General features: G+C 71.5%; 13 protein-coding genes. 10 read left to right on the forward strand and 3 right to left on the reverse strand.

Annotated elements, in window-relative coordinates:
- Positions 1-74: 74 nt before the first annotated feature.
- The 4 genes from ACLII4_RS12360 (at position 75) to ACLII4_RS12375 (ending at position 3,536) form a co-directional block, all read left to right on the forward strand.
- Positions 75-1,376 (forward strand): PQQ-dependent sugar dehydrogenase, encoded by a 1,302-nt coding sequence (locus ACLII4_RS12360; RefSeq protein ID WP_412067710.1) that lies wholly within the window; start codon positions 75-77, stop codon positions 1,374-1,376.
- An 84-nt stretch (positions 1,377-1,460) separates the two neighbouring features.
- Positions 1,461-2,342 (forward strand): DUF2911 domain-containing protein, encoded by an 882-nt coding sequence (locus ACLII4_RS12365; protein ID WP_412067711.1) that lies wholly within the window; start codon positions 1,461-1,463, stop codon positions 2,340-2,342.
- Between the two features lie 63 nt (positions 2,343-2,405).
- The gene (locus ACLII4_RS12370) at positions 2,406-2,999 is read left to right on the forward strand and encodes a hypothetical protein (protein WP_412067712.1); all 594 of its coding nucleotides are present in this window, start codon (positions 2,406-2,408) and stop codon (positions 2,997-2,999) included.
- 87 nt (positions 3,000-3,086) lie between these two features.
- Positions 3,087-3,536 (forward strand): TerB family tellurite resistance protein, encoded by a 450-nt coding sequence (locus ACLII4_RS12375; RefSeq protein ID WP_412067713.1) that lies wholly within the window; start codon positions 3,087-3,089, stop codon positions 3,534-3,536.
- On the opposite strand, the gene ACLII4_RS12380 is transcribed toward ACLII4_RS12375, so the two are convergent.
- Positions 3,533-4,510: a YihY/virulence factor BrkB family protein gene (locus tag ACLII4_RS12380; RefSeq protein WP_412067714.1), complete on the reverse strand. Its 978-nt coding sequence runs from the start codon at positions 4,508-4,510 to the stop codon at positions 3,533-3,535. The two genes, ACLII4_RS12375 and ACLII4_RS12380, sit on opposite strands and share 4 nt — an antisense overlap.
- 55 nt (positions 4,511-4,565) lie before the next feature.
- Here ACLII4_RS12380 and ACLII4_RS12385 point away from each other — a divergent pair, with 55 nt between their 5' ends.
- The 6 genes from ACLII4_RS12385 (at position 4,566) to ACLII4_RS12410 (ending at position 13,665) form a co-directional block, all read left to right on the forward strand.
- On the forward strand, positions 4,566-4,886 hold the full coding sequence (locus ACLII4_RS12385; protein ID WP_412067715.1) for a Smr/MutS family protein: 321 nt from the start codon (positions 4,566-4,568) through the stop codon (positions 4,884-4,886).
- Between the two features lie 3 nt (positions 4,887-4,889).
- Positions 4,890-5,591 (forward strand): gamma-glutamyl-gamma-aminobutyrate hydrolase family protein, encoded by a 702-nt coding sequence (locus ACLII4_RS12390; RefSeq protein WP_412067716.1) that lies wholly within the window; start codon positions 4,890-4,892, stop codon positions 5,589-5,591.
- 61 nt (positions 5,592-5,652) lie between these two features.
- Complete coding sequence (locus tag ACLII4_RS12395; protein WP_412067717.1) at positions 5,653-7,614, forward strand: hypothetical protein; 1,962 nt, start codon at positions 5,653-5,655, stop codon at positions 7,612-7,614.
- 155 nt (positions 7,615-7,769) lie between these two features.
- Positions 7,770-10,259, forward strand: coding sequence for a TIM-barrel domain-containing protein (locus tag ACLII4_RS12400; RefSeq protein WP_412067718.1), 2,490 nt, complete (start codon positions 7,770-7,772; stop codon positions 10,257-10,259).
- The gene (locus tag ACLII4_RS12405) at positions 10,259-12,595 is read left to right on the forward strand and encodes a glycoside hydrolase family 31 protein (protein ID WP_412067719.1); all 2,337 of its coding nucleotides are present in this window, start codon (positions 10,259-10,261) and stop codon (positions 12,593-12,595) included. Before ACLII4_RS12400 ends, ACLII4_RS12405 begins: the two co-directional genes overlap by 1 nt.
- Before the next feature lie 50 nt (positions 12,596-12,645).
- Positions 12,646-13,665, forward strand: a complete 1,020-nt coding sequence (locus ACLII4_RS12410; protein WP_412067720.1) for a purple acid phosphatase family protein — start codon at positions 12,646-12,648, stop codon at positions 13,663-13,665.
- Here the strand turns inward: ACLII4_RS12410 and ACLII4_RS12415 are convergent.
- Together ACLII4_RS12415 and ACLII4_RS12420 are read right to left on the reverse strand one after the other, a co-directional pair.
- Entirely contained in the window at positions 13,662-13,940 is a 279-nt protein-coding gene (locus ACLII4_RS12415) for a hypothetical protein (protein WP_412067721.1), read from the reverse strand. The genes ACLII4_RS12410 and ACLII4_RS12415 overlap by 4 nt on opposite strands.
- Positions 13,940-14,263, reverse strand: coding sequence for a hypothetical protein (locus ACLII4_RS12420; protein WP_412067722.1), 324 nt, complete (start codon positions 14,261-14,263; stop codon positions 13,940-13,942). The genes ACLII4_RS12415 and ACLII4_RS12420 overlap by 1 nt, the downstream gene beginning before the upstream one ends.
- Between the last annotated feature and the right edge of the window lie 13 nt (positions 14,264-14,276).

Here is a 14,276-nt window from a genome sequence, read left to right on the forward strand (position 1 = left end):
GATACCCCGCGCGAGTACTGCCCGTGCGAACACGCGTGGGTCGCCGGGGTGGAAGAGCCAACTCCACCGCATTGATGCTCCGCCCCCACTCCCTCAGCCTCTTCGTCGCCGCCCTCGCCGTCGCCGGCTGCGGCGACACCGCCCGCCTCACCGTCGCCGACGGGACGGGCCCGAACCCGACGCTCCCGGAGCCCACCCCCTCCCTCATCCCGACCGTCAAGATCGCCGACGCCGACGCGTGGCCGGAGGGTACGATGCCGACGCCCGCCGCCGGGCTCGCGGTCGCGCGCTTTGCCGACGGCTTCGACCACCCGCGCTGGATCTACGTGCTCCCCAACGGAGACGTGCTGGTGGCCGAGTCGAATGCCCCGCCCGAGGCGGGCACGAAGGGGCTGATCGGGCGCGTCCGGGCGTACTTCTTCAATAAAGCTGGCGCGGGCGTGCCGAGCGCCGACCGGATCTCGCTCGCGAGGGACGCCGACGGCGACGGCGTCGCCGAGACCAAGACCGCGTTCCTGACCGGGCTCGCGTCGCCTTTCGGGATGGCCCTCGTCGGCGACGACCTCTACGTCGCGAACAGCGCGTCCGTCGTCCGCTTCCCGTATACCGAAGGCGCCACGCAGATCACGGCCACGCCCGACACGGTCGCCATCCTGCCCGCGGGCACCTACAACCAGCACTGGACGCGCAACTTGATCGCCAGCGACGACGGCCAGACGCTGTACGTCGCCATCGGCTCCGCGAGCAACGTCGGCGAGCATGGGCTGGACGAAGAAGTCGGCCGCGCGGCGATCTGGGCCATCGACCTCGCGACCGGCGACACCGAGATCTACGCGTCCGGCTTGCGCAATCCCGTCGGCCTCGCCTTCGAGCCGACGACCGGCGCGCTGTGGACGGCCGTCAACGAGCGCGACGAGTTGGGCAGCGATCTGGTGCCCGACTACATGACGAGCGTCCGCCCGGGCGCCTTCTATGGGTGGCCGTACAGCTACTGGGGCGGCGTGGTCGACACGCGCGTCGAGCCGCGCCCGGACCTCGTCGCCACGGCGATTGCGCCCGACTACGCGCTCGGTCCGCACACGGCGTCGCTGGGGCTGGCATACGTTGAGCCCGGCGTCGTCGGCGACCGCGCGGGGATGGTGGTCGGGCAGCACGGCTCGTGGAACCGTCGGCCGCGCTCGGGCTACCGCGTCGTCTTCGTGCCCTTCGCCGACGGCCGCCCCGACGGGATGCCGGTCGACGTCTTGGCGGGCTTCTTGTCGGACGACGAAGAGACCGCGTACGGCCGCCCGGTCGGCGTGGCGGTCGCCAGCGATGGCGCGCTGCTGGTGGCCGACGACGTGGGGAACGTGGTCTGGCGGATCACCCGCCGCTAGCGGGCGCCATGTCCGCACTCGCAGGGAGTCCATGGCCCGAGGCAGTCGTCGTCGGTAGACTGAGCGCTCTCTCCCTCTCGATCGATGCGTTCGACGATTCTCGCCCTCGCCGCGTTCACCGTGCTCGCGCTGGCAGCCGACGCCCAGCCGCAGCTCACCACGCCCCGCGTCAGCCCGCACGCGGTCGTGCAGCAGACGATCGGTCTGACGGACGTATCGGTGGATTTCCACCGCCCGGCCGTCAACGGCCGCCGCGTATGGGGCGATCTCGTGCCCTACGGTGAGGTCTGGCGCGCGGGCGCGAATGAGAACACGGTCTTCGAGACCTCGACCGACATCACCGTCGAAGGCGAGCCGCTGGCGGCGGGCCGGTACGGCCTGCACACGGTCCCGACGGCGGAGGGCTGGACGGTCATCTTCTCGCACATGGCCGACGCGTGGGGCTCGTACAGCTACGACCCGTCCGAGGACGCGCTCCGCGTCGAGGTGGCGCCGCGCCCCGGGCCGATGACCGAGCGGCTCGCGTTCCGCTTTGACGAGCCCGACGAGGACTCGGCGACGCTCGTGCTCGCGTGGGACACGCTGGAGGTCCCCGTGGCGCTCGCGGCGGACACGGACGGGATCGTGCTCGCGAACATGGAGCGCGAGCTGCGCGGCCTGGCCGGGTTTTTTCCCGAGGGCTGGAATCAGATCGCGGTCTACGCCCTCAACGCTGACCGCCGCCTGGAGGACGCGCTCGGGTGGGCCGAGCGGTCCATCACCATGCGAGCGTCGTTCGGAAACACGATGACAAAGGCCGGCTTGCTCGCGGCGCTCGGCCAGCCAGAGGCCGCCGCAGCTGCCGAGGCGGAGGCGTTCGCGCTGGCGACCGAGGACGAGATCCGGGCGTTCGCGCGCCAGCGCCGCCGGGCCGGCGACAACGCCGCCGCCGACGCGGCGCTGGCGCGCATCGCGGACCTTCCGTAAGCCCTGTGACACGCGGCTGACACCCGGGCTCAGTAACTCGCCTCTGCACCCCAGCAGACGGCGATGTCTCCAACGCTTTCTCCGGTTCTCGACCGCGCCCTCGCCGCCCACGAGGCGGCCACCGACCGCTCCGGCGCTCACCTCGCCGACGCGGACTTCCGCTTTGCGGCTCCCCCCGTTGGCCAGACGTCGGCACGGCCCAACGGACTGCCTGGTGCCGAGTGGACGCTGGCGCAAACGCTCGGCGAGATCGGCATCCGCCGCGTGCGTGTCGTTCGGTCGACGCGCGGGCTCAAGGTCCGGCACGCCCACCGGCTCCCCGATCTGGTCGCGGCGGTCCGGAACCACGCCCTCGCTGTCGGGCTCTGGCTCGACCTCGGCCAGCCCGCGCCCTTCGAGGGGTGGGACCCCGCGACGGCGCTCCGGCTCACCTGGCTCCGCGAGCGGCTCGGCGACCCGAGCGGGCTCGTGCTCCGACCTGCCGAGACGATCTCCGACGGCGACCGATTCTTGGCCTCGGTCGTGAGCCGGATCGACGCCGGGCCGAGCGCCCCGTGTGCCGCCAGCGTCCGCCGAGACCTCGCCGACCTGTTCGACCGCCACGCGCGGACGACGGCGACGCCCGTGCTGGGGCGCATCCCGGCGCGAGCGGCCTAGGAGATTCCCGAGCGTCGCGGACAGGGCTCGGAGGCGGGCGGGCGGCGGTAGCTTGCCGGCCCTCTTCCCCCTGCCCTGGCCCCCGCCATGTCCGCCGTCCCGACGCTCGACCTCCACGCCCTCCCCGAGACCCTGCGCCTGTCGTTCTACGGCGCCCTCTTCGCCATGTCCGCCGCCGACCGCGACATGGACGAGAGCGAGGACGACCGGATCTTCGAGTCGCTCGACCTCGGCGACCTCACGGGCGACTCCCGCAAGCGGGTGTTCCAGCTCGCCATCCAGCCGCCGCCGCTGGAGCGCTGCCTGCTCGAGTTCCGCAGCGAGGAGACGGAGCTTCGCCGCGCGCTGATGCTCAACCTGCTCGACGTGGTACTGGCGGACGGGCTCATCGAGCCGGCCGAGCACGTTGGGCTCCACGAAGCGCGTGAGATCCTGGGGCTCAGCCGCGACGACATGGCGGACTTGCACGACCTGGCGTTCAACGCCCAGAGCCAGGAGGTCAAGCGCCCCATCGCGCCCGCCCCACTCGCGGACTAGTACGGCGCCGGGTCGCGCGGCTCCGCCAGCGGGTGGACCGGTGCGCCCGTGCCTCCCACGGTGACCTTTGGCGTGCCGCTCGCGCGGGTGCCTTCGACGACCTCGTCGTCCGGGGTGATGCCTCCCCCCTCGCGGACGGCCCACGCTTGCGTAAACTCGGCGCCGACCAGCACGATCAGCGCGGAGTAGTAGATCCAGACGAGCAGCAGCGCCAGCGAGCCCGCCGCGCCGAACGCGGAGCCGGGGCTGGCGGTCCCGAGGTAGATCCCGATCGCGTAGCGGCCGACCGTGAACAGGACGGCCGTGAACACCGCGCCCACGGCGACGTCGCGCCAGGCGATCTGGGCGTCGGGCAGGTACCGGAACAGCACGGCGAACAAGGCCGCGACGACGCCGAACCCGACCACGAGGTTGAGCAGCTTCACCACCAGGCCCACGCCTCCGCCGCCGACAGCGCTTTCCGCCGCCCCTCCGAGCGCGGACAGGACCGCCGTCAGCACCAGCGACACGAGCAGCAAGAAGGCGATCGTCAGCACCATCCCGAACGACAGCACGCGCTTGAGCAGGATCTCTTTCAACGCGTTCCCCTTCGAGACGTCCTCGACCTCCCACGCCCGGTTCAGCGCCTTCTGAAGTTGGCCGAACGCGCCCGTGGCGCCGAACAGCAGCGCCAGCACCCCGAGCACCTTGCCCCCCATCCCGCCGCCGGTCTCCCCGGCGCTCTCGATCATGCCCCGGACCGCCTCGCCCGCCTCCGCCCCGGCGGCGGAGCTGGCCTGATCGGCCAGCATGTCGGCCACCTCGGCCGGGCCGAGAAGGGTGCCCGCCAGCGCCACGATTAGCACCAGCAGCGGCGGCAGCGAGAACACCATGTAATAGGCGATGGCCGCGGCGAGCGAAGGCACGTCATCGTCGGAGACTTCGCGAGCGGTGCGGAGGAGCAGACCCTTGAGGTCGGAATACGTGAGCGACATGGCGGAGAGAGAGGGGCACCGAGGAACGCGCCGTCCGCGGCTCCGTTCGCCGCCCATGCCTCGCCTCGACGACGACGGCCGATCCGTCACCCTCGACCTCCACGGCGCCTCCGTCCCCGACGCGCTCGGCCTCGCGGACCGGACCGTCGAAGCGGCCGCGCTGCGGGGACGCCCGACCCTGCGAATCGTCCACGGGACCTCCACGTCGGGCCGCGGCGCGGAGCGCACCATCAAGTCGGCCCTGCACGCCGCGCTCGACCGGGGCGACTTTCCCGAGGTCGCCAGCGACTTCCGCCACGACGGCGCCGTCGTGCTGGCGCTCCACCCCGACCCGGCCCCGCAGGCGGGCCGGCTCACCCTCCTCAACGTCTGGTAGCCCATGGATCGCCCCCGCATCGGAATCACGACCTCCCTCAACACCACGGACCGGGGCGCCCGCGAGCAGCGTGTCGACCTCGCCTACATCCGCGCCGTCGAGCGCGCGGGCGGGCTTCCCCTCATCGTCCCAATGCTGGCGACCGACGATGCGGCCCAGGCGTTCGCCGAGCTGCTCGACGGGCTCGTCGTCACCGGGGGCCCGGCCGTGGAAACTGGCTTGATCGGCGCGCTGCCCGACGACATCGACGCGACGGATCCGGACCGGGTCGCCAGCGACCGCCGCATCTTGGCTGCGTTCCTCGATGCCCAACGGCCGACACTCGGCATCTGCTACGGGATGCAACTGGCGAACGCGCTCCGGGGCGGCACCGTGTGGGCCGACGCCGAGCGTGACGTGGCAGGCACCGCGACGCACAGCCGGGGCCGGGGCGGCACGACCCACGCCATCGAGTCGGTCCCGGGGACGCGGTTCGCAGAGCTAACGGCCGGGGTCGACACCATCAACACGCGCCACGTGCAAGCGTTGGCCGAGGTCGGAGACGGGCTCCGGGTGGCCGCGCGCGCGCCAGACGGGACGATCGAAGCGATTGAAAGCGTCGACGGGGCGTTCATGGGGGTCCAGTTTCACCCCGAGGCGATGGAGCCCCCACTGGACGCGTTGTTCCAAGACCTGGTCGCCCGCGCCCGGGGAACGGGCCGCTAGGAACTGTCCGCAGCATGGTGCGGTTTTTGCCAAGCCACCCAGTACTCCCGGCTCCGAATCCATGTCTACCGATCCCTCTCTCTTCCGCGACCTCCCCGGCGACGACCCCACGCCGCTCCACGACCCCGACGGCCACGTGGTCGACGAGCACGATGACCTGTCGCCCCAAGGCGCCGAGGGCCGACGCTCCTTCCGCGAAGCCGCTCGCGTCCCGCTGCTCACCCTCGTGGGCCTGGTGGCGTTGCTGATCTTAGGGCTCGCCCTCCGCGGCGACGAGCTCCGCGCGGCGGGCACCGACGACACGCCGGACGCCGCCGCTGCCGCCGACGCCGTCGTCCCCTTCTCGCCGGACGACCCGTACACGTTCTCGGGCCTCGACATCCACCCCGACCGCCTCTACGGCCAGTACTTCGCGGGCGCCTTCGCCGGCGCCGCCGTCATCTCGGACTCGACCCAGCAGCACCTTAAGGACTTCCTGTGGCGGCTGGAGATGTACCGGACGGCCTACGGGGTCGACGACAACTTCTCGATCCGCGTGCTCGACGATCGGACGGGCGAGACGTTGGAGATCCGCCAGCTCCGCGACCTGAGGGACCGTTTCCGCAGCACCACCGGTCAGATCGGGTGGGACGAGGCCAACCGCGCCCGGCGGACGGCGACGACCGAGCTCCGTAACAAGTGGAAGGCGTACGGCATCCCCGAGGACAACATCGTGATCCGGTGGGGCTACGCCGATCAGACGCAGGAAGCCCGCGACCGCGACGCGCGGACACTGACGTACGAGGTCAACCTCGCGCGACGCCTGGGGCTGAGCGTGCTGGCGACCGAGATCGGAACGGTCGAGACGTTCAACCAGGATGCGCTCGTGTCCTCGGCCGGCGCCCGGAGCCGCTACCAGATGATGCCCGACATCATGCGCATGTTTGACGTCGAGCAGTACGCGCTCCCGGTCGCCAGCGGCGGGACGGTCCAGGTCCGCGAGGAGCTGCACCCGCTGCTCTCGATGGAGCCCTCGATGATGCTGGTCCGGGCGTACGCCAACTCCGTCGGCCACGAGCTCCCGGGGATCTCGGCCTACCACACGGGCCCGGGCAACATTTTCAAGATGTACCGCGAGTACCTCCGCGCCAACCCGGGCCGGGCGCGCGGCCAGCACGTGTCGGACGCCTACATGTGGGGCGTCACCGACGGGTTCGAGCGCGTCGACGCGATCTCGTCGTTCGGGCCGCATTCCCGCGCGTACGTCCTCAAGGCATACGGCTCGCTGCGCGCGACCGAGGACCAGCTGATCGACCCGGCGGCGACGCTCCGCGCGGAGCGCGTCCAGATCAAGCCGGGCGCGACCGCCCGCCTGTCCCAGATCCTGACCGCGCTTGAACCCCACGCCCGCCGCCTCGACTGGGGCCCGGCGATCGGGGACACGCCATACGAGCGGTTCCGCGACCTCAACGAGCACATCGCGCTCCCGGCCGCGCCCGGTGGCGGCGTCCCCGCCTCCGGCGACCTCCGCCTGTCCGCTCGCGCCAGCGACGAGCCGGTGCGGTTTTTCCTGCCCGTCGGCGCCACCGAGGTCCTGCGGGCCGTCGGGCTCGACGTGATCGGCTCGGTCGAGACCTTCGATGAGCGGACGCACCTCCTCGACCCCTCTGAGATCACCCCGACGGACCGGGCCTACGCCCGGCTCGTCGCCGACGCCGGTCGCTTCGGGTTCACCCGCTCGGCCCAGCGGCGCATGGACCGGATCCACGACGACCTCCAGACGCTGGCGGCCAACAACCCGGACTCGCGGTACCGCCAGACGCAGGCGGCCGTTGCTCGCATCCATCGCTCCGTCTGGCGCACGGCGGCGTTCCGTGAGTTGGTGGCGACGACCGAGGCCCTCCTCTCCGTCGACCCTCGCGTCAACATCGGCCGCCAGCCGGCGGTTACAGACGCGGACACGGCGCCCGCCCCCCGCCCGCGTGAGTCCATCCGTCCGCTCCCGGCCAAGCCGCCGCGCGTCGAGGACACGATCAACTACTAGCGCGCTCGCGCCCGACGGTTTCCGGCCCTGTCTCCCACCCGGGGCAGGGCCGGTTTGTGTTCGCGGAGTCCGCGAAGCCTGCGCCGACGGGAGTCTCGCGGACTCAGGCCAGGACGGCTCGTGGGTATCATGGGCGGGTTAAGCGCTTCCACCCGATGAGCACCTATTCCGGCGCGTCTGCCCCCGCGGCCCGCCCGTTCGCCGCCCTCCCCGACGACCGGTTCACGCTCCTCGGAGATGCGGTCTCTGCGCACGTGGTGGGCTCGACGCTCGTCGTCGACTGCGGCGGCCCGCAGGTGGCGGTCTCCCTGCTGGCGGGCGACGTCGCTCGCGTCCGCGTGGTGCCGACGGGCGACTTTGCCACCAGCGGGCACGGCGCCGGGCCCGACGAGACGCCGTTCTCGTACGCCCTCGACCCCGACCGAACGTGGCCCGGCCACCCGGTCACTCTCGTCGACGCCGGGACCGAGTGGACGATCGCCACGGCTGCGATGACGGTCCGCGTCCGGAAGTCGCCGTGTCGTCTGTCGTTCGAGACGGCCGACGGCCGCCCGTTCCTCGCCGACTCCGCGGGTGCCGGGTTCGCCGAGGTCGACGGCCGGACGGTCTCGCGCTGCTGGAAGGCCCTTGAGCCGGAGACCCGCTTTTTCGGGCAGGGCGACAAGACGTTCGAGCTCGACCGCGCCGGCAAGCAGCTGACGTTCTGGAACAGCGACACGTTCGCGTACCAGCCGGAGCAGGACCCGATCTACAAGTCGATCCCGGTCTCGCTCGTCCTTCAGCCCCACGACGAGGCGTGGACGGCGGCTGGCCTGTACTTCGACAACACGTTCCGCTCGCACCTCGACCTCGGCGCGCAGTCCGACCATGACTGGTGGTTTGGCGCGGACGACGGCGAGCTCCGCTACTACGTCTTCGCGCCCGACCCGACCGAGCCCGCCTCCCTCAAAGCACCGCTCGCGAGCTACACCGCCCTGACCGGCCGGACGCCGCTCCCGCCGACGTGGGCGCTCGGCTACCACCAGAGCCGGTGGAACTACCACGACGCCGGCTTCGCCCGGTGGATCGCCCACGAGTCGCGCCGCCGCGACCTCCCGCTGGAGTGCATCCACCTCGACATCGGCCACATGGACGGCTACCGGGTCTTTACCTGGGAGATGGACAACTTCCAGGGCCCCGAGGCGCTGACGGCCGACCTCGACGCGCTCGGCGTCCGGACCGTCGTGATCGTCGACCCCGGCGTCAAGGTCGACCCGGGCTATGTCGCCTACGACGAGGGGCTGGCGGGCGGCCACTTCTGCCTCAACCCGGACGGCTCGCCGTTTACCGACACCGTCTGGCCCGGCGACGTCCACTGGCCCGACTTTTCGAAGCCGACGGCGCGCGCGTGGTGGGGCGACAAGCACCGGGCCTACACCGACGCGGGCGTGGCCGGGATCTGGAACGACATGAACGAGCCCGCCATCTTGGGCGGCCGCGACTTCCCCGACGACGTGCGGTTCGCGTACGACGACCGAGGAACGGGCGAGACCGACCACCGCGAGGCCCACAACGTCTACGGCCTGCTCATGGCGCGCGCCACGAGCGAGGGCATGCGGACGATCGCCCCCGACCGCCGCCCGTTTCTCCTCACGCGCGCGTGCTTCTCGGGCAGCCAGCGCTACGGCGCGGCGTGGACCGGCGACAACGTGTCCAGCTGGGACCACCTGCTGCTGTCGCTCCGCATCTGCCAGAGCCTGTCGCTGAGCGGCGTCGGCTTTTGCGGCCCGGACATCGGCGGGTTTGCCGGGAGCCCCACGCCCGAGCTGTTCGCTCGTTGGATTCAGGCCGGCGTGCTGTACCCGTTTATGCGGACGCACTACTCGCACGAGTCGTGCCCCGAGCAGGAGCCGTGGAGCTTCGGGCCCGAGGTCGAGGCCATCAGCCGCCGCTACCTCAAACTTCGCTACCGCCTGATGCCGACGATCTACTCGGCCTTCGAGCACGCCAGCCGGACGGGCATCCCGCCCCTCCGCGCACTCGCGCTCGAGTTTCCGGGCGACGCCCACACGCACCAGGGCCGCGACGACCAGATGATGCTCGGCGACACACTGATGGCCTGCCCCGTCGTCGAGGACGGCGCGCGCCAGCGGGAGGTCTACTTCCCCGACGTGCCCGGCGGATGGATCGACGTGTGGACAGGCGAGTCGTACGACGGCGGCACGACGCACACGGTTGACGCCCCGCTCGACACGATGCCGCTGTACGCCCGCGCCGGCGGCGTCGTTGCGCTCGACCCGCCGCGCCTGCACACGCGCGACGGCGAGCCCGAGACGCTCACGCTGTGGGCGGTCCCCGGCGCCGGCCGCTCCGCCTTCTACTTCGACGACGGCAACTCGCCCGACCCGTCCGACCACCTCCGCCTCGGTATCGTGATGGACGGGGCTGCGGCAACCGTTGAGCGCGAAGGCTCGCGGGGTCTCCCCTACCGCGAGTTCGAGTGGCGATTCCCGCTGTCAAGCCTTGGGCACGTTCGAGCCGTGAATGTCGACGGCGCCGCTGTCGCGCTGGCGGATGCACTCGACGGCGACACGTCCGCGACGCTCGACGGCACGTGGTTGGTGGTGCGCACCCGGACGGACGTCCAGACCGTCGAGGTGGCCTAGTGGAAGCAGCTATCGAGGCCGGCGCCCTGGAGATCGCGACCGACGCCGGCACCCTGCACCTCGACGCCCTCAGCGACGACGTCGTGCGCGTCCGCCACGTTCGGCCGGGCGAGGCGCTCTCGGAGCGCGTGTCGTACGCCCTCGACCCCGACACACAGTGGGACGAGCCAGAGTGGGACGTGCGCGATCACGACGGCACGGTCACCATCGAGACGGCGACGCTGGCGATCGCCGTCGACCGCGCTTCGGGCGCGTTCACCGTCACGGACCGCGCCAGCGGGGAGACGCTCGTGGAGTCGGGCCCGCTCGCGGCCGACCGCCTCGCGCACCACATTCAGCTTGCGCCCGCCGACCGGCTATTCGGGCTCGGCGACAAGGCGCTCGCGCTCGACCGGCGCGGGCACGCCGTCGAGATGTGGAACACGGACGCCTTCAAGTACCAGCGCGGCACGGATCCGCTGTACAAGTCGGTCCCGCTCGTCGTCCAGCAGGGCGACGGCGACGCGGTCGGGCTGTTCTACGACAACGCTTTCCGCTCCCGCTTCGATCTGGGCGCCTCAGAGCCCGACCGGATGCGCTGGGAGGCGGACGGCGGCGCGCTCGACCTCTACATCCTGCGCGGTCCGACCGCGCTCGACGTGACGCGGCTGTACTCGCGTCTGACGGGCCGGACGCCGATGCTGCCCCGGTGGGCGCTCGGCTACCACCAGTGCCGGTATTCGTACCGCAGCGACGCCGACGTCCGCGAGATCGCGCGCCAGTTCCGCGAGCGCCGGATCCCCTGCGATGCGCTGTACTTCGACATCCACTACATGCGCGGCTACCGGGTCTTTACCTGGGACCGCGAGCAGTTTCCCGACCCGCCCGGCCTGCTGGCGAATCTCGCCGGCGGCGGCTTCAAGTCCATCGTCATCGTGGACCCCGGCGTGAAGGCGGACGACCCGGACTACGACGTGTATCAGGAGGGCGTCGACCGCGACGCGTACGTCACCTACCCCGACGGGCAGGAAGTCCAGGGTGAGGTCTGGCCCGGCACGTGCGCCTTCCCCGACTTTACCGACCCCGGCGTGCGCCGGTGGTGGGGCGAGCTCCACGAGGAGTATCTGGCGCAGGGCGTCGACGGCGTGTGGAACGACATGAACGAGCCCGCGCTGTTCAGCGTCGCCCACGTCGAGGGCTCGATGGACGCCGAGACCGAGGTCGGCACGATCCCCGAACACGCGCTCCACGACTTCGACGGCAAGGGCGGCACGCACGCCGAGGGCCACAACGTCTACGGCATGCAGATGCAGCGGGCGACGTTCGAGGGGCTGAGCCGGCTCGCGCCCGACAAGCGCCCATTCATCATCACGCGCGCGTCGTACGCGGGCGGCCAGCGGTTCGGGATCTCGTGGACCGGCGACAACACGGCCACGTGGGACCACCTGCGGCTCGCGATCGAGACGTGCCTCTCTCTCGGCGTTTCCGGCATGACCGTCACCGGCGCGGACGTCGGCGGCTTTGTCGGCACGCCCACGGGCGAGCTGATGGCGCGGTGGACGCAGGTCGGCGCGCTGACGCCGCTCTTCCGCAACCACTCGGCGATTGACACGCCCCGTCAGGAGCCCTGGCTGTTCGGCGACGAGGTCGAGCGCGTGTGCCGCGAAGCGATTGAGCTCCGGTACCGGCTGCTCCCGGTCTTGTACACCGCGCTGTGGCAGGCGGCCACCGACGGCACCCCGATGCTGCGCCCGCTCCCGCTCGTCCACCCGACCGACGCCACGATCCGGGCGACGGACCCGCCCCAGTTCTACCTCGGCGCCGACCTGCTGGCGGCGCCCGTCGTCGCCGAGGGCCAGCGCGAGGGCGAGGTGTACCTGCCCGCCAACCCGGGCGGCTGGTTCGACCTCGCGAGCGGCGAGCGCTACGGGGAGCGGCAGACGGTCTGGATCGACACGCCGCTCGGCCGGACCCCGCTCTTCGCGCGCGCCGGCTCCGTCGTCCCGCTCGCGCCGGTCCGCCAGCACACCGGCGAGCCCGTCGACCGGCTCGCGCTCCACGTCTTCCCCGCGCCCGGCCGCCACACGTCGACGCTCTACGAGGACGCGGGCGACGGCCACGGGCCGCACGTCGAGTACGCGCTGGCGGTCGAGGACGACGGCGACCGGATCGTCGTCTCCGCCACCGAAGGCGGGACCGGCTACGTGCCGGAGTGGATCGGCTGGGACGTGGTCGTCCACGGCCTCGACGCCGCACCCGCCCAAGTGCTCGTGGATGGTGACGAGGCCGCCTTCACGGTCGACGGGGAGGTCCGCGTCTCAGTCGGGCTCGGGCAGCGCGTGGAGGTCGTGCGCTAGGGAACGACGGACGGCCCGAAGGGCGTTGTGATAGCCCCCACGGATTGGACATGACCCGCGCCGCGCTCCTCCTCGTTCTCGCCCCCTTTGTGTGGGCCTGCGGCACGCCCATGCCCGTCGGCCAGCGCGTCCCGGACGCGGTCGTCTCGGTCGAGGGCGCCGAGGTGGCCCCGTTCGACTCGACGGCGCTCAACTTCCTCGTCGTGGGGGACTGGGGGCGGAACGGGTTTTTCAACCAGGCCTCCGTCGCCGAGGCGATGGGCGCGATCGGCGCCGGGCTCGGAACCGAGTTCACGATATCGACCGGCGACAACTTCTACCTCGCGGGCGTCACCGACGTCGACGACCCCAAGTGGGAGCGGTCGTACGAGGCGATCTACACGGCGCCCGTCCTGCAGAGCCGGTGGTACGCTACGTTGGGCAACCACGACTGGCAGGGCAACGTGCCCGCGCAGATCGGCTACACCGAGACGTCCGAGCGGTGGTACCTCCCGGCTCAGTACTACGCCGAGACGCTGGCGGTCAACGACGACACGGACGTGCTGTTCGTGTTTATCGACACGACGCCGCTGGCGTACCCCGCCGAGTACCAGCGCCGCTTTTCGGACACCGGCGACTGGGACGTCGACGACCAGATGGCGTGGCTGGAGCGCACGCTCGACGAGTCCGACGCCGCCTGGAAGGTGGTCGTCGGCCACCACCCCATCTACGTCGGGTCGATCCGGTACTCCGACAACGAGCGCCTAATCGAACGGCTCGTCCCCGTCTTCGAGCGGACCGGCGTGCAGGTCTACTTCGCCGGCCACGACCACAACCTCCAGCACCACCGCCCGGTGAATTCCCCCATCGACTACTTCGTCTCCGGCGCGGGCTCGCTGACGCGCGAGGTGATCGAGACGCCGAACACCCTGTTCGCCCTCCGCAAGCCAGGCTTCATGGCCGTCTCGCTGACGCCGACGCGGATGACGGTCCGCTCGTACACCGACGACTACGAGATGGTCTACACGGCCGACGTGCCGATCAGCCGCGGGACCCGGCTCGACCTCCCCTTCGGGCTCGGCGGCGACTAGTCGCGCCCGCGTGTGCGTCGCGACGCCCGGCGCGCGCCCGTCCTTCGGATCATCGCGTCGTACGCCTGCTGGCTGAGCCAGTCCGTGCCGTCGGTGTAGGCGGGGCGGACGTAGTAGGTGCCCGTCCGGTGAATCGGAAGGCCGAACGCGAGGCAGACGGCGTCCTCGGGCGGGGCGTCCGGCGACCGGGCCTTCCGCCAGCGGACACGCCGCCACTCCCGCGCAGCGAGGGCCTGCCAGAAGGCGTCGTCGTGCTCGGGGCGGACGCCCGACACTACGACCGCGCGCGGCGGCGCTCGAACTCGGCGACGTCGTCGAACTCGTCGTGGTCGAGCGCATCGGCCAGGATCGACGAGTCAATCCGATCTTGCGCCAGGTCCTCGTCGATGGCGATGGCTTCGAGCGACTGGAGGCGGCGCTCGATGTCCGGGATGGCGTCGTCGACGGCGTCGCGGATCATGGCCTGGAGCTCGCTGCGGCGGATCTCGGAGCCGCCCCCCGGGCGGTTGGCGGCCTTGACCTTGGCGACGCCCGTGAAGACGACCCAGGGCATGCCGATGAAAATGGCGGCGACGGTGAGCAGCTCGAAAAACTCCATGGGATCGGCGGGG

The organism is Rubrivirga aquatilis (assembly GCF_046845665.1).
In the GTDB taxonomy this organism is placed as follows: domain Bacteria; phylum Bacteroidota; class Rhodothermia; order Rhodothermales; family Rubricoccaceae; genus Rubrivirga.

Excerpts from the sequence above, each read along its gene's own strand:
- ACLII4_RS12360 (WP_412067710.1), top strand. The coding sequence starts at position 75 with ATGCTCCGCCCCCACTCCCTCAGCCTCTTCGTCGCCGCCCTCGCCGTC.
- ACLII4_RS12365 (WP_412067711.1), top strand. The coding sequence starts at position 1,461 with ATGCGTTCGACGATTCTCGCCCTCGCCGCGTTCACCGTGCTCGCGCTG.
- ACLII4_RS12370 (WP_412067712.1), top strand. The coding sequence starts at position 2,406 with ATGTCTCCAACGCTTTCTCCGGTTCTCGACCGCGCCCTCGCCGCCCAC.
- ACLII4_RS12375 (WP_412067713.1), top strand. The coding sequence starts at position 3,087 with ATGTCCGCCGTCCCGACGCTCGACCTCCACGCCCTCCCCGAGACCCTG.
- ACLII4_RS12380 (WP_412067714.1), bottom strand. The coding sequence starts at position 4,510 with ATGTCGCTCACGTATTCCGACCTCAAGGGTCTGCTCCTCCGCACCGCT.
- ACLII4_RS12385 (WP_412067715.1), top strand. The coding sequence starts at position 4,566 with ATGCCTCGCCTCGACGACGACGGCCGATCCGTCACCCTCGACCTCCAC.
- ACLII4_RS12390 (WP_412067716.1), top strand. The coding sequence starts at position 4,890 with ATGGATCGCCCCCGCATCGGAATCACGACCTCCCTCAACACCACGGAC.
- ACLII4_RS12395 (WP_412067717.1), top strand. The coding sequence starts at position 5,653 with ATGTCTACCGATCCCTCTCTCTTCCGCGACCTCCCCGGCGACGACCCC.
- ACLII4_RS12400 (WP_412067718.1), top strand. The coding sequence starts at position 7,770 with ATGAGCACCTATTCCGGCGCGTCTGCCCCCGCGGCCCGCCCGTTCGCC.
- ACLII4_RS12410 (WP_412067720.1), top strand. The coding sequence starts at position 12,646 with ATGACCCGCGCCGCGCTCCTCCTCGTTCTCGCCCCCTTTGTGTGGGCC.
- ACLII4_RS12420 (WP_412067722.1), bottom strand. The coding sequence starts at position 14,263 with ATGGAGTTTTTCGAGCTGCTCACCGTCGCCGCCATTTTCATCGGCATG.